This window comes from Vibrio sp. 070316B (genome assembly GCF_013114115.1).
Lineage (GTDB): Bacteria > Pseudomonadota > Gammaproteobacteria > Enterobacterales > Vibrionaceae > Vibrio > Vibrio chagasii_B.
The window spans coordinates 1-14,235 of record NZ_VTYC01000053.1; the positions used below are offsets into that span (position 1 = coordinate 1).

Annotated in this window: 15 protein-coding genes; 8 read left to right on the plus strand and 7 right to left on the minus strand. The window is 43.2% G+C overall.

The window, feature by feature from the left end; genetic code table 11:
- Nucleotides 1–179: 179 nt before the first annotated feature.
- Entirely contained in the window at nt 180–854 is a 675-nt protein-coding gene (yjjG, locus tag F0251_RS23685; protein ID WP_004740299.1) for a pyrimidine 5'-nucleotidase, read from the minus strand.
- Nucleotides 855–1,069: 215 nt separating this feature from the next.
- Between yjjG and F0251_RS23690 the strand changes: the two genes are divergently transcribed.
- The 3 genes from F0251_RS23690 (at nt 1,070) to F0251_RS23700 (ending at nt 3,753) form a co-directional block, all read left to right on the plus strand.
- Nucleotides 1,070–1,246: a hypothetical protein gene (locus F0251_RS23690; RefSeq protein ID WP_171731948.1), complete on the plus strand. Its 177-nt coding sequence runs from the start codon at nt 1,070–1,072 to the stop codon at nt 1,244–1,246.
- A 239-nt stretch (nt 1,247–1,485) separates the two neighbouring features.
- Complete coding sequence (gene yiaY / locus F0251_RS23695; RefSeq protein WP_171731949.1) at nt 1,486–2,634, plus strand: L-threonine dehydrogenase; 1,149 nt, start codon at nt 1,486–1,488, stop codon at nt 2,632–2,634.
- Between the two features lie 195 nt (nt 2,635–2,829).
- Entirely contained in the window at nt 2,830–3,753 is a 924-nt protein-coding gene (locus tag F0251_RS23700) for a hypothetical protein (RefSeq protein WP_171731950.1), read from the plus strand.
- A 108-nt stretch (nt 3,754–3,861) separates the two neighbouring features.
- Here F0251_RS23700 and F0251_RS23705 read toward each other — a convergent pair whose 3' ends face one another.
- On the minus strand, nt 3,862–4,296 hold the full coding sequence (locus tag F0251_RS23705; protein ID WP_004740303.1) for a YccF domain-containing protein: 435 nt from the start codon (nt 4,294–4,296) through the stop codon (nt 3,862–3,864).
- A gap of 234 nt (nt 4,297–4,530) precedes the next feature.
- Between F0251_RS23705 and F0251_RS24595 the strand changes: the two genes are divergently transcribed.
- Nucleotides 4,531–4,656, plus strand: a complete 126-nt coding sequence (locus tag F0251_RS24595; RefSeq protein WP_008218887.1) for a hypothetical protein — start codon at nt 4,531–4,533, stop codon at nt 4,654–4,656.
- Nucleotides 4,657–4,755: 99 nt separating this feature from the next.
- Here F0251_RS24595 and F0251_RS23710 read toward each other — a convergent pair whose 3' ends face one another.
- Nucleotides 4,756–5,832: a low specificity L-threonine aldolase gene (locus F0251_RS23710; protein ID WP_116870835.1), complete on the minus strand. Its 1,077-nt coding sequence runs from the start codon at nt 5,830–5,832 to the stop codon at nt 4,756–4,758.
- Between the two features lie 304 nt (nt 5,833–6,136).
- On the opposite strand from F0251_RS23710, the gene F0251_RS23715 reads away from it, so the two are divergent.
- From F0251_RS23715 to F0251_RS23725, 3 genes are all read left to right on the plus strand, one after another.
- Nucleotides 6,137–6,751: an NAD(P)H-dependent oxidoreductase gene (locus F0251_RS23715; RefSeq protein ID WP_061031171.1), complete on the plus strand. Its 615-nt coding sequence runs from the start codon at nt 6,137–6,139 to the stop codon at nt 6,749–6,751.
- A 3-nt stretch (nt 6,752–6,754) separates the two neighbouring features.
- Nucleotides 6,755–8,680, plus strand: a complete 1,926-nt coding sequence (locus tag F0251_RS23720) for a monovalent cation:proton antiporter-2 (CPA2) family protein (protein WP_061031172.1) — start codon at nt 6,755–6,757, stop codon at nt 8,678–8,680.
- Between the two features lie 515 nt (nt 8,681–9,195).
- Entirely contained in the window at nt 9,196–10,419 is a 1,224-nt protein-coding gene (locus F0251_RS23725; protein WP_061031173.1) for a DUF819 domain-containing protein, read from the plus strand.
- A 77-nt stretch (nt 10,420–10,496) separates the two neighbouring features.
- On the opposite strand, the gene F0251_RS23730 is transcribed toward F0251_RS23725, so the two are convergent.
- The gene (locus F0251_RS23730) at nt 10,497–10,742 is read right to left on the minus strand and encodes a hypothetical protein (protein ID WP_061031174.1); all 246 of its coding nucleotides are present in this window, start codon (nt 10,740–10,742) and stop codon (nt 10,497–10,499) included.
- A 287-nt stretch (nt 10,743–11,029) separates the two neighbouring features.
- Between F0251_RS23730 and F0251_RS23735 the strand changes: the two genes are divergently transcribed.
- Nucleotides 11,030–11,185 (plus strand): hypothetical protein, encoded by a 156-nt coding sequence (locus tag F0251_RS23735; RefSeq protein WP_244268232.1) that lies wholly within the window; start codon nt 11,030–11,032, stop codon nt 11,183–11,185.
- A gap of 47 nt (nt 11,186–11,232) precedes the next feature.
- Here F0251_RS23735 and F0251_RS23740 read toward each other — a convergent pair whose 3' ends face one another.
- The 3 genes from F0251_RS23740 to F0251_RS23750 form a co-directional block, all read right to left on the minus strand.
- A complete protein-coding gene (locus F0251_RS23740) occupies nt 11,233–12,078 on the minus strand; it encodes a hypothetical protein (RefSeq protein ID WP_061031176.1) in 846 nt (281 codons plus the stop codon).
- Between the two features lie 290 nt (nt 12,079–12,368).
- A complete protein-coding gene (locus tag F0251_RS23745; protein ID WP_171731951.1) occupies nt 12,369–13,520 on the minus strand; it encodes a transglycosylase SLT domain-containing protein in 1,152 nt (383 codons plus the stop codon).
- Nucleotides 13,521–13,531: 11 nt separating this feature from the next.
- A complete protein-coding gene (locus tag F0251_RS23750) occupies nt 13,532–14,140 on the minus strand; it encodes an LPP20 family lipoprotein (RefSeq protein ID WP_171731952.1) in 609 nt (202 codons plus the stop codon).
- Nucleotides 14,141–14,235: the final 95 nt, after the last annotated feature.

A 14,235-nucleotide genomic window follows, 5' to 3' on the forward strand; every position in this document is an offset into this window, starting at 1 on the left:
GTTTGCTGGTCATTTCTACTGCGTTATCGGCTTCTCATGTAGGCTAGCTACACATCAAAGCCTCTGCCTTGTATAAATACCCAGCAACTCGCTGCAAAAATCAGCTCGAAAGATCAACACGCCCTAACGATCAACGAATAAAGAGATGATCAATGAATAAAGCTAAAGTCAGTAAGCCGTTACGCTAACAGAAGTGCTTGTAGCTCAGCCAGAGACTTAACTTGGTAATGAGGGTTAATACCTTCTGGCGTTGCCTTCTCCTGGCTGTTTAACCAACAGGTCTCGATACCAAAATCTAAGCCACCTAAAATGTCTGAGTGTGGGTTATCTCCCACCATCAAAATGCGCTGCTTTGCTGGTAAGCCAACAAGCTTGTGTGCATGTTCAAAGATCTCAGCATCTGGTTTAGCAACGCCGACTTCTTCAGAAATGATCACATGTTCGAAGTAATCGGTCATGCCAGTGCGCTCTAAACGGATCGATTGCAGCTCAGTGAAGCCATTAGTAATAATGCCCATGTTCACTTTGCCTTGTAACGATTCCATTAGCTCTTTGGCACCCGGTAGCAAAGAACAGATGTCCGCCATTGCTGTTAGGAATGCGCTGTTTAATTCTGCAGTTGTTGTTTCTAACTTTTCTGCCCAGCTTTCGAAGCGTGTGTGCTTCAGTTGATCAGCCGTAATTCGGCCATCTTGATAGTCTACCCATAGTGGTAGGTTAACTTCTTGATAAACGGAATAATCCTGCTCGCTAAAATCCACACCAAAACGTGAGAACATTAGCTTCATTCCTTGAAAAGCGTCAAAGTGGAACAAGGTTTCATCCGCATCAAAGAATATCCAATCGTACTTCATTATCTGTCCTATTATTCGCGCTATCGAGCCGAATTTATATTTTGTTCTTTCCTAACCTCAACGGTTAAGTGTGCATTCTACTACCATTTTTGTGAGCCTGAATATAGTTCTAATAATTTATAGAAAACAAGCAACAAGTCATGATGTATCGCAAATTTTGCCACATATTAAACCAATACCATAAAGGAAATACACGAAATGTACCGGGAGGTACTATGAAGCACTTCTTACCGTCATCCGTCATGCTCACTCCATTCCTGGTCAAATACTACGATGAAGAGCCTCAAGAAGCGTCAGATTCGCCTGAGCAATCAGAAACTCAGGTCGAGTGCAGTACTGATTCTGTTCAAGAGCGAACAGAAGAAGAACGCGAACCGGCAGTGTCTGAATAACCTTTATTTTTCATGGTTATAGAGCAGCATACTGGCCAAAAATCTATCAATCATTCGCTATCCATAACTGGCAATATACACATCAGAAAACCATAAAAACGATTGCTATATGAGCCCTATCACAACCAATAGCCAGAAAGTGGTAGTTCGGAATCAAAGTTGTTCCAGATCAATGGTCGACCAGTTGTTTGCCGACAACATATAGGCAATTAAAAATCATAATTAACCGGAGTTTTCCAATGTCTAGTGCATTTTACATCCCTACAATCAACTTCATGGGTACTGGCTGTCTAAAGGATGCTGCTGATAGCATTCAGTCTCAAGGCTTTAAAAAAGGTCTAATCGTAACCGATAAAATCCTAAACCAAATTGGCGTGGTTAAGCAGGTACAAGACCTTCTTAGCGAGCGCGGTGTAGACGCTGTGGTATTCGATGGCACTCAACCAAACCCAACCATCACAAACGTAAATGATGGTCTTGAATTACTGACTGACAACGACTGTGATTTCGTTATTTCTCTAGGTGGCGGTTCTCCACACGACTGCGCGAAAGGTATCGCTTTGGTTGCTTCTAACGGCGGCAAGATTGCAGATTACGAAGGTGTCGATCAATCTGAAAAACCTATGATGCCTCTTATCGCTATCAACACGACTGCGGGCACCGCTTCAGAAATGACACGTTTCTGCATCATTACAGATGAAGAGCGCCACATTAAGATGGCTATCGTTGATAAGCACACAACACCGCTTATTTCAGTAAACGATCCTGAACTAATGCTTGCTAAGCCTGCATCACTGACTGCTGCAACAGGTATGGATGCGCTAACACACGCAATCGAAGCTTACGTTTCTATCGCAGCGACACCAATAACAGACGCTGTAGCGATTAAAGCAATTGAACTTGTACAAGCTCACCTAAGAACGGCAGTAGCGCACGGCGAAGACATTGAAGCACGTGAGCAAATGGCTTACGCACAGTTCATGGCGGGTATGGCGTTCAACAACGCGTCACTAGGTTATGTTCACGCGATGGCGCACCAACTGGGTGGTTTCTACGACCTTCCACACGGTGTATGTAACGCTATCTTGCTACCACACGTTCAACGCTACAACGCGCAAGTTTGTCCTGAGCGTCTACGTGATGTTGCAAAAGCAATGGGCGTTAACGTTGAAGGTATGTCACCAGAGCAAGGTGCAGAAGCTGCGATCGAAGCGATTGTTCAACTAGCAAATGACGTGAACATCCCAACAGGTATCGCGGAACTTGGTGCGAAGCTAGAAGATATCCCTACTCTGTCTGACAACGCACTGAAAGACGCATGTGGTTTTACTAACCCTAAACAAGCGACCCACGAAGAAATCTCTGCGATTTTCGAAGCGGCAATGTAATCTGCCATTAAGTCACTTATAAACTTATCGACAAACGGGCTCACCTACTGAGCCCGTTTTCTTTACCTACCATATGCTATTCAAGTCTCTGTTTTAAATAGCCACTGATCCAGATAAATCTCTTTAAAAGTCGCATTGTCGTAACTGCTTAGTTATAGTCAAACTATTGATACATAGAATGACAATTAGGTTCCATTGAGTCGTTGGATAGTTAGCTCCTCATTATTAGCATCGCTCGTTTCCCACTCTGCCTTCGCGGAGGAACAGGATGAGTGCCACAGCCAACCGTTAGAAGACACGCGCGTCGAAAAAGCTTACCACTACCTAAACAGCAAGTTTTGTCAGCCCGCAATATGGTTCGATAACTTCTTTGTGGATGACCGTATTACCGAGGACGCCAGAGCCGGAACCTCTGTACGTTGGTACAATGATTTTATCTATTCTGAGGGCGGTGACGTGGATTACTCCTCCAAGCTCAACGCACGCTTACATTTACCCTTTGTCAGCAAAAGGCTTAAGCTAATCTACGAGTCTGTTGGTGATGAAGAATTCTTAGACTTCTTCCCACAAGATTCTGAAGAGTTAGAGAATGCTCTTGGCCTTCGTTATGACGCCTATGCCAAGGGTTACAGTAGTTTCAATATCAAAGCGACATTGCGCCCAAGAATAGAGGCTCGCTATCGTTTTACCTACCCGCTCACCACAGATGCAGTGATTCGGCTAACCCAACGTGTGTATCAAGAGAAGAAAGAGACGGGAGAGATCACTGATATCGATTTTGATCTCTCTTTGAGTGACGATTTCTTAGCGCGTTGGTCTAACTTTGCTGGCTATAACGATGACCTCAAAGGCTGGGAGTATGGTACGGGCATTACCTTGTACCATTACCTTTCTCAAGACCAAGCTCTGCAATACAGCGCCACGATAAACGCGACCAGCGAGCCATATAACCACTACGAATACTCGCAAGTGTCGGTTACCTATCGAGAAAACATTTGGAAAGAGTGGCTATTTTACGAGATTACTCCGCGCTATCAGTGGGAGCGAGAGCCTTACGAGAAGCACACGGAAGAAGCGAATATCACGCTTCGAATTGAAGTCTTGTTCAATAACGTATAGCGGCTAGATAAGCTTGATAACACAAATCGAGAACCAAGAGCCAAGAGCCAAGAAAAAGCACATCAAATGATGTGCTTTTTGGTTTCAGATAAAGGTTAAACTAAATTCTTACCCTTTGTAATTTCTTACTCGTGCCGCTTCCGCTTCGCGCTTATCTACTACGGTTTTACCGATTGGCGCCAACGAGATAACCGCTAACTTAAGATGCTGAATTGCAAATGGAATACCGATGATGGTAATGAAACATGCCACCGCTGACATGATATGACCAATCGCAAGCCAAATACCTGCAAACAAGAACCAAATGATGTTACCAATCATACCTAACGGACTGGTACCAATATCCATTTCATTGGTCAGCTCATCACGAGAAATCGCTTCTTGACCAAATGGAAAGAACGAGAAGTTCCCCATAACAAAACACGCTCTGCCCCACGGAATACCAACGATGGTCAGAAATGCAAGCAGCCCAAAGAACCACCACGCCAATCCCATAAATACGCCACCGAACAGAAACCAAATGATGTTACCTATTGTTTTCATTCTGTATTCTCCAACTCTTTGAATGCTGTTTAATTACTATGCCAAATAAGGCTGTGCTTCTTTCAATAAGTTCATTATTGTTGAGCCTTTATGAACCGTTTATGAATCAACGCGATTTTCTGTGTTTGATGCACACCACGAAATACCAAATCCGCATAGGGCAGTGCTAATTTATTTGATACCATTCAGTTCTAACCCAAGCGCAGACTCAACAACGAATTTAAGGCCGAATCTATGAACAATACAGAGCAACCTAAAAAGAAAATGAAAAACTGGGTGCCTATCGTCTTCTTCGGAGTTCTTAGCACCGTTCCAGTATTCATGTTCCTAGTCGACGTGTACATCAACCAATATATGTAACACACCCTCTATTGTCCCGACTTAAATGAATACAGGTAAACACACCTGTATTCATCCTAGTTAGCACTCCTCACTACATTCAGTCCAGCCGTTCGGTAATCAAATCAGTGCTTCGCTAATGAGGTCCAAGATATCGATCAGCTCGTGATCCGGCAGGTTTAATAAGTTATCCCCCACATACCACTCAATCTTGCATTGATTCGGTAACTCACAGATAGCTGGGTTTCCTATCCATACCTTATGCTTACTAGCGATATTGTCTCTTAAAGCAACCCCATCTTCGTAACTTGCCGGCAAATAAAGATGTAGCATGTTCGCTTGCGGTTGTTGTGGGTTCACTTTGAATTGAGGGTAATCTAACAAGATTTGGTAGATCTGTTTCGTGCGTTCATACAAAGCGGGCATCTGCGCTAGTCGTTGATCAAACTGCATAGCTGCCGATACAACATAAGGTGTACGGTGATACACATTACCGCCTTGTCGTTTCATCCAAGCTGACGCCTTCGCAACAAACGCTTTATCACCCAACAACAGTGAGCCACCAAGTCCATTTAGCCCTTTGTATAGCGAGACATAAGCAGTATCAAAGTCCTTTGCGATTTCGCTGTAAGGTTTTTGATAATATGCACCACACTCCCACAAGCGCGCGCCATCCATATGCAGATGAATGGATTGTTCGTTGCAATACTGCTTAATCGCTTCGAGCTCTTCCCACTCTGGTAGCTGACCACCTATCTCTCGCATCGGTAACTCATAAAGCGCTGCTGCGATTTCATCTGGCCACGCTTTCAAGTCATCGACATTCCAAGTGCGAAACACATTGCCCACTGGCAACACATTAAAGCGGTTCTGGAGCTGGTACCCTTGGCGCTCATGACGCAGGATATGACTCGATTCATGCATCGCAACCAGCGGGTTTCTTTTCTCCTGGCAGGCGATCTCTAGTGCCGTTGGTTGATTCATAGTGCCAGTGATAACAAATACAGCCGCTTCATATCCAAGCAGCTCTGCAACTTTGGCTTCAAAGCCTTCGATGAACTCACCATCACCGTAAGTATCGTGATGTATGTTGTGCTCTTCACACCATTCAGCCATCTGAGCAAATGTTTGGGCCGGAGTCGGATCTAAGTGACCTGAAAGAAACAAATTACACTGTTGACGCAAGTCCATGCTCATACTTTTTCCTTTATTCATTGTTGTTCTATGTAGAGAGATTGAATTATTTACGTTCGCTACCAACGTTGACATAAAATACGTCTATTCGCTTTTATTATTCGCGAATAATTAGTTTTACTTAGTCATAGTCTACGTGTGCCAGAAATACGCAAACTAACGAGTGTTTTATATAATTAAGCACTCGATAAACCCATGTATCTAAATAGATAAGTATGGGCTAATTCGTTGTTCTTCAATCATTCTTCTATTATTGTATATCTATAATTCCAATAAGCATTATTCGTTAACGGACAAAGAGGGCTTTATGTCGAAAAATCGAGTCTTGGTGCTATTCGCCCACCCTTCTCAGCATCGCTCTGAAGCAAACAAACCCTTATTCGACCAAGCCAAGCGTATTGATGGCGTGACCTGTGTTGATCTCTACGCTGAATATCCAACTTTCAAAATCAACATCGATCGTGAACAGAAACGCCTGTTGGACCATGACATCATCATTTTCCAATTCCCACTTTATTGGTATTCAACTCCGGCAATTCTGAAAGAGTGGCAAGACCTTGTTCTTGAGTATGGTTTTGCCTACGGCACGGATGGCAATGAATTAGAAGGTAAGAAGTTCCTTTGCAGCATTACTGCAGGGGGTAAAGAGGATGCCTACCAAACTGACGGCTACAATCATTTTACCATTCGTGAGCTACTCCACCCTCTTGAACAAACCGCTGCTTTGTGTGGTATGGAATATTTAGCACCTTATGCACTATTTGGCTCGCGAACCGCCTTGGAGGAGAGCCGCATCACCGGGCATGTTGAGCGCTATAAATTCTTGTTGGAGTCGCTAGTCGCGGGCAATATTGACTACAAAAAAGCAAAGAAAGCCGCGAAGTTAAACCACTACCTCGACGAAATCATCAACAAGGACTAAAGAATGACTGGATATTTTTTACAAGCCTTTATCTACTTAGTCGCCGCCGTGATCGCAGTGCCGATAGCTAAGCGTCTTGGCTTAGGCTCAGTACTGGGATATTTAATCGCAGGTGTGGTTATCGGACCTATCATCGGCCTTGTCGGTGAAGAAACCACCACCATTCAACACTTTGCCGAATTCGGCGTGGTAATGATGCTGTTCTTGGTTGGCCTTGAGCTCGAACCTAAGATGCTATGGGCAATGAGAAACCGCTTGATGGGGCTTGGTGGCCTACAAGTAGGAGGTACAGCAGCGATTGTAATGGGCATTGCTCTAGCCTTTGGCCAACCTTGGACTATCGCTCTCACTATCGGCTTAATCTTTGCGTTGTCATCGACCGCGATTGTACTTCAAACATTCAACGAGAAAGGCTTGTCTAAGACTGAAGGCGGTAAGAATGCCTTTTCGGTTCTATTATTCCAAGATATTGCCGTTATTCCGATGCTGGCATTCATTCCTCTGTTGGCGTTGCCAGAATTAATTGAAGCTGCACAAAGCGCGGTCACTTCAGCTTCTGACCACCATGAAGAGTTAAGTCTGGTTGCTGGTCTACCTGGTTGGGCTTATGGCCTTGTGATTACCGCATCTATCGCGATTGTGGTTGTTGGCGGGCACTTCTTAAGCCGTCCACTCTTCCGCTTCGTCGCAAGCTCTGGCCTGCGTGAGATCTTCACGGCAACGGCACTAATGCTGGTTATTGGTATTGCTGCACTGATGAGCCTTGTCGGCTTATCGCCTGCACTAGGCACTTTCCTTGCGGGTGTTGTACTGGCGAACAGTGAATTCAGACACGAACTGGAATCGAACATCGACCCGTTCAAAGGACTGCTACTTGGCCTGTTCTTTATTACGGTAGGTGCGGGAATCAACTTCGATGTTCTATTCAATGATTTCATCCTAATCATAGGGCTAACTCTGGGTGTCATGTTACTTAAAGCAGCTGTGCTTTTTACCTTGGCATTGATTTTCAAAATCAAGAACAGCGATCGTTGGCTATTTACACTGAGCTTGGCGCAAGCCGGTGAATTTGGATTCGTACTATTAAGCTTCTCGGCGCAAAACCACGTATTGCCGGCTGACATTGTTCAAACGCTCTCACTAGTGGTTGCTCTTTCAATGTTCCTAACTCCGGGCCTGTTTATTTTGTTTGATAAGGTGATTCTGCCTCGTTACGAGCAAAAATCGAATGACCGTGAAGAAGATACTATCGAAGAGAAAGGCACAGTAATCATTGCGGGTATCGGGCGATTCGGTCAGATCGTTAACCGCTTATTGGTATCGAACGATGTCAAAACGGTGGTTCTAGACCATCAGGCTAACCAAGTCGACGTGTTGCGCTCTATTAATATCAAATCTTACTTTGGTGATGCGACTCGTCACGATCTGTTGCACACTGCGGGTATCGAAGAAGCAGCAATGCTTGTTGTTGCTATCGACAATCAAGATTCAAGCGTGGAGTTGGTCAAGTACGTTAAGCACTCCTACCCTAACGTAAAAATCTTGGCTCGTGCGTTCGACCGTGGTCATAGTTACCGCTTAAGAGAGGCTGGTGCTGATTTCGTGGAATCAGAAACCTACCACTCAGCACTAGAAATGGGCGCACAAGCCCTACGCTCGTTGGGTCATCATCCATTCTTCGTAGAACAGCAGAAATCGACCTATCAACGTGTTGAAAGCCGTAAGTCTGAAAAGCTATTCAAAGCTTGGTCGGAAGCTGAAGACAACCCAAGGTACGACAATAACTATCGACAGATATTTATTCACCTTGAAGAAGCGATGAAAGAAGACATGAAGAAAGACCGATCCGATAAGCATTCTCGCTCAGAGCGTGGTTGGACACCGCCTCCAAAAGGTTATGCAGACGGTTTTGAGGAAGAGGAATCATAGACTTCGATTCTCAATCCCAATTAAAAGCGGCTATTTAGCCGCTTTTTCTTTATCTATGGCCCCTAAATACCGCAGACAAGTGCCATTTATTGATACCTAAGCGGATAATAATCGCAATTAATGTGATCAAGTTATAATTTTTAATCTCATCCCTCTCTTCAAAAACGAATTCACTTTTTACATTTTTGAAACATACCCACCCTGCATAAACCCCAGTAAAAATGCGGCTTAATATGCACTTCCTTTAACTATACTGAACTCAGCTAAAATTCCAACAACCAGTTTCAGGGCGTTGAACACCATTGCATATATCAAAGCCGACCTTACTAACCTTTACAAAAACATTCACACAGCAAATATCTGAAGCGTCTAATTCACAAACCAAAGCCAATCTAGTTAACACAAATATTTCAAAGGATGTCTATCGTTACAATTTGTAACGAATTGAAGTTGTCGGTATAGTCCTGCCATCAAAAAAGTGAGACCTATGCGCTCACCTTAAAGGAGATATAATAATGATCACTAATGATGCCGTAATTATGGGCATGTTAGCTGTTATTCTTGGCGGTGTATTTATCACGGAAAGTAGCCAAAACAGCGCACTGAAAAAATTCTATTCATTCATTCCAGGCCTATTGCTCTGCTACTTTGTTCCTTCATTGTTGAACAGCTTTGGTATCATCGATGCGTCAAACTCAAAACTTTACTTCGTGGCAAGCCGCTACCTACTACCAGGCGCACTGGTTCTACTGATCATTTCAGCAGACCTTCGTAAGATCTTTGGTCTTGGCTCCAAAGCCGTCATCATGTTCCTAACCGGTACCGCTGGTATTATCATTGGTGGTCCTCTGGCGATTCTAATTATCGACCAAGTAAACCCTGATCTTGTCTCTGGTGACGTATGGCGCGGCCTAACGACAGTAGCTGGCTCTTGGATCGGTGGTGGTGCAAACCAAGCTGCGATGAAAGAAGTATTCGAGGTAAATGACAAACTGTTCTCAGCAATGATTACGGTTGACGTTATCTGTGCAAACATCTGGATGGCAGTACTACTGATCATGGCTGGCCGTCAGAAGAAAATTGACGCATGGCTAAAAGCAGACACTTCTTCAATCGAAGAACTGAAAGAGACAGTATCTAAATACCAAGAAGAAAACGCTCGCCCGACAACAACAACCGATCTCATGAAGATCGCTGCGATTGCTTTTGGTCTAACAGGCCTTGCTCACTTCTTCAGTGACTTAATCGCACCATGGATCTCAACGAATGCTCCAGAACTAGCAAAATACAGCCTAACATCTGGCTTCTTCTGGCTAATCGTTATGGTTACAACGTTCGCGTTGATCGCTTCGTGCTTCAAATCGACACGTAGCCTAGAGCACAGTGGCGCATCGAAGATTGGTTCAGCGTTCATCTATATCCTAGTTGCTACCATCGGTATGCAAATGGACATTACCGCTATCTTTGATAACCCAGGTTACTTCTTCATTGGTATCACATGGTTAACTATCCATGCCCTACTCATGATTGCGATGGCGAAAATCATTCGTGCACCGCTGTTCTTCATGGCAGTAGGTAGCCAAGCTAACGTTGGTGGCGCGGCATCAGCTCCAGTGGTTGCAGCAGCATTCCACCCAGCATTAGCTCCAGTAGGTATCTTGATGGCGGTACTAGGTTACGCATTAGGCACATACGGCGCTTACATCTGTGGCCTAATCATGCAGGCTGCTGCAGGTTAATTGAGTTCACCTTAGCTTAAGCTATCCATTAAACATCAAAGTCCGATATTGGTACGCCAATATCGGACTTTTTATGTCTACAGGTTAGTCATGATGTAGTGAAAACAAGGAATTAAGATCATCTGTAGCCCCAAGAATGCCAGCAGATACTGAAGAGTTTCATTTTTGGACTTCTCAATCTTTTTGTTCACATACGACTGAGATACCGGGTCGATTTCATTAATTGAATCTTTAAATGCTTTGGCAAGTAACACCGCCCTCTTCTCTGGAACGCCTGCCTTAATCAATGTGTTGGATAATTTTCTAACGTCTACTCGTACCATTTTAAACACCAATAATTAGATTAAGTGCTTGAAATCTATCATAGAGAATAGATCGTATCTCACTTCAAAATGAATCGTGTGTTTTAAGTTTATTCTTAGTTTCAAACCTCTTTCGGTTTTGTTTTCATTAGCTTTTATGTAGGAAGATTTAGACTTAATTCCATCCTATTGATACTAAAACAAACCATCGTTCAGGCTAGCTAAACATCTGTTAGAAAATCATTGATTTATACGAACACATCTATCCAGTTATATTGCTTATCAAAGTGATTAACAAGGTGATGACGATGGGTGAACTCGATAGATACTGCGAACAAATCAACCTAGAACTGACAGAGCAAGATGTTGCTCGCCTTGGTTGGAACAAGCCTATGTTTAGCAAGTGGATTGCTACACTCTCAGCTATGTCTTTGTTAGCTTTGTGGCTAACTTATTGGTTTTAATGAAAAGGCCAAACGACGACCGTTCAGCCTCTATCTTTTAAACCCTACTAATCGAACAAAGATGCTAGCTTGTTTTCAACGACTGGGCTGACGTTAAAGCTCAACATGAAGTCCGGGCGAGTCTTTTCATCTTTCTCGATATAGTAATTAGCTTCAATACCAAACTTCCAAGGACGACCGTTGAACACCGTTGTTTTACTTACGCTAATATTCAACGGAATTTCAGCCTGCTCTTTTTTCCAGTCATAGGAAAGTGTCGGCGCTGAGCCTACCGTCCATCCTCCCTCCAACAACTCTACCCAAAACAACTGCGTAGATGTCTTGTTGATGCGTGTACCAGAGTGATCCGCGCCATTGCCAGATACACCATAAAGGTGGCTTGGGAACACACCTACCACGCGATCGGCGCTTACTTTGCCGTACATAAACTCAGGGCCAACAGCAAACTGATCCGCCGTGAGTTCACTACTTCCGGTTGGTAACGAAGCAAACACACCAAAAGCGGCAATGGTCCCGCCTTCCATTTTGGGCGCATAAGCTAGGTCAAAGGAAATATCACTCACTCCCGACTGACCCATATGTTGGGAACTTGTCGGCGTATTCACATTGAAATCATTCTGAACATAAGAGATAGCCGGGCGGAAAATGATTTTGTCGCCGTTCTCCATAGGGAATGGTAGCGTCGGCTGAAGAACCGTAGCAAAACTGTCCCCTCCTCCGTCGTATCCGCCAGAGTATTGAAGTTTTAAGTTCAGGCTCGCGTAAGCCGTGTTCGGGTTTGCAAGTTCCTTTGCTGCCTGCTCTGCTGTTTGATTACTTTCTTCATTAGCAATCGCGACAGTAGACGTTAATAATAATCCACTCATTATTACAGCAAGTGATTTACAAGCCATTAAGCCCTCTCTAAATATAAACGCTGTGTATTTACGCGTATTTTAAAGATTGCCGATATTCAAAATAGCCATTAGGCGACATGGGGAATTTTAGGAAGGTTTGATGGTTTCCCTCGTCATAAAGGAACAATATAGCGATAGAAAAGTAACTAATGGATTATCCAAGAGAAAAATATTGGCATAGAGGAGAACAACTAGACCATCAACACCAAACTTTAATGTTCATCTAAAAACTAGAGTAGCAATTGAAGGAAAAACAATAGCTACTCTTTTATGGGGCAAGTATAAAATTAAATTGGTTGGCTACTTAGTAGATTCTTATAGTAAATTCGTTTTTCTTGAACTTTTTTCAAGTAGTTACGTGTCTCTTTGTAAGGAAACTCAGTAACCAAAGAATTGTAAACTGCCTCGGCAGTCATACCCTCAACAGCCTCAGGTAATGACGAGAGTTTTGCTTTGCCGGAAAAGTGTCTTGCTACTGCCCCCACGCCTCCGTTATATGAAGAAATAGATAGATAGGTTCTCACTTCGTTGTTCTGTACTCGTTTGAGATAATGCTTATCCAGGATATTCAGATAGCTAGTACCAATATCAATATTGAACTCAGGATTAAACAGTACCTCTGGTGGAAGGAGTTTTTCTTCACCTAAGTAGCGTTTGGTAACATCTCTACCAGCCGAAGTAGGAACAACCTGCATCAATCCATAAGCTGGAATGTGTGACTGAGCCATGGGGTTAAAGTGACTTTCAGTGTGCATGACTGCAAGAATTAATGGAGCTTCTACATCCCACTTTTGAGACATCTTGTTAACATACGGAATATATGCTTGTGCACGATTTTGTACAGTGTTCTGTGATACAGCCATACTAACACGAGTGACACTCAAGCCATTTTTTTGTTTATAAGTATCTTTCTTTTGCGAACTCAGTACTTGGGTCGACTTAAGCTTAGGTAGTACTTTAATCTTGGCAACTTGCTGATTCGGCTTCACTTTATTTGCGGCCAGTACTTTATCATTTGCAAATGCTTGCTGAGTAGTTTGAGTCTCTAATTCCTTGACTTGTTGATGAATAATCCTATTTATTTCATCAGCAGTGAGATTATCATCAATAACTTCAATCACAATAGCTCCTGTTTCAAAGTCAACAGATCGCTTAACCGTATCGTTATTAGTGTATTGAACCCATCGGGTTTTACCCGTTAATTCAGGAACATCCCATTTTTTTGCTAGTTCTTTTTTAACTTCAGTAAAGGCATTCAAATAAGTTTCTTTGGAGTGTTCAAACTCTTGATGGAGCTTTTCTTTATTATTTGAGAAAGAAGACAGAGCCTCTGCCTTCTTTCTATCAAATTCACTCAAACCATCAGATGCACTCACTGTGGCTAAGTTTGAAATAAAACAAAGACCACAAGCTAGCAGTAGTTTCTTTGACTTAACCACAGCAACACTCCTTACATGTCTAACGCTTTAGCAATATCGTCCGCAAGCCTTTGATTTTGCTCAACTGATACAACTTGCTTTATCTGCTTTGGTTGCTGTTCTTGGTACTCATCAATAACCGTTTCAACGTTTTGTTTGAAAACTTGGCGAGGTAGGCCAACAAGAACATAGAAGTAACCATCTGGGCCGCGTAGAGAGCGAATTGTCTCAACTCCTTCAAGGACAACGTTGGACACTGAATCGAGGTCTGCTGAAGTTGCTTGTGTACCACCGGCTGCGCCATCAACACCCAGAGTTCCCGTCTTATTCTTAACTGAAGTGATGATTTCAGCTTTAACTTGATCAGCAAGCTCTTTTTGACCTTGCTGAATTGCGAGATTTTTTTGGTGAGCAATGCCACCTGCAGTGTTACCACTAAACCCTACTGCACTGCGCATATACTCATCTCGATTTACTTCGGCATTACAAATCCAAGCAGGAGCTGGAACTGTATTCGCACTGCTCCCAAAGTAGTAACATTCATGAACAACAGGTGTAACGACCTGTTTGGTTGATTGCTGTGTTGTTTGACAACCTGTTAAAGCTGCAGCCACCACCGAAAGCATAAACAGTTTTTTCATTATTATTTCCTATGTTTTTTTAGATATTAAGGAGACCTGCCCTTAAAATTTATCAGAAATCATCTTCATCGATATCTGGAGCATTTAATAAGGTT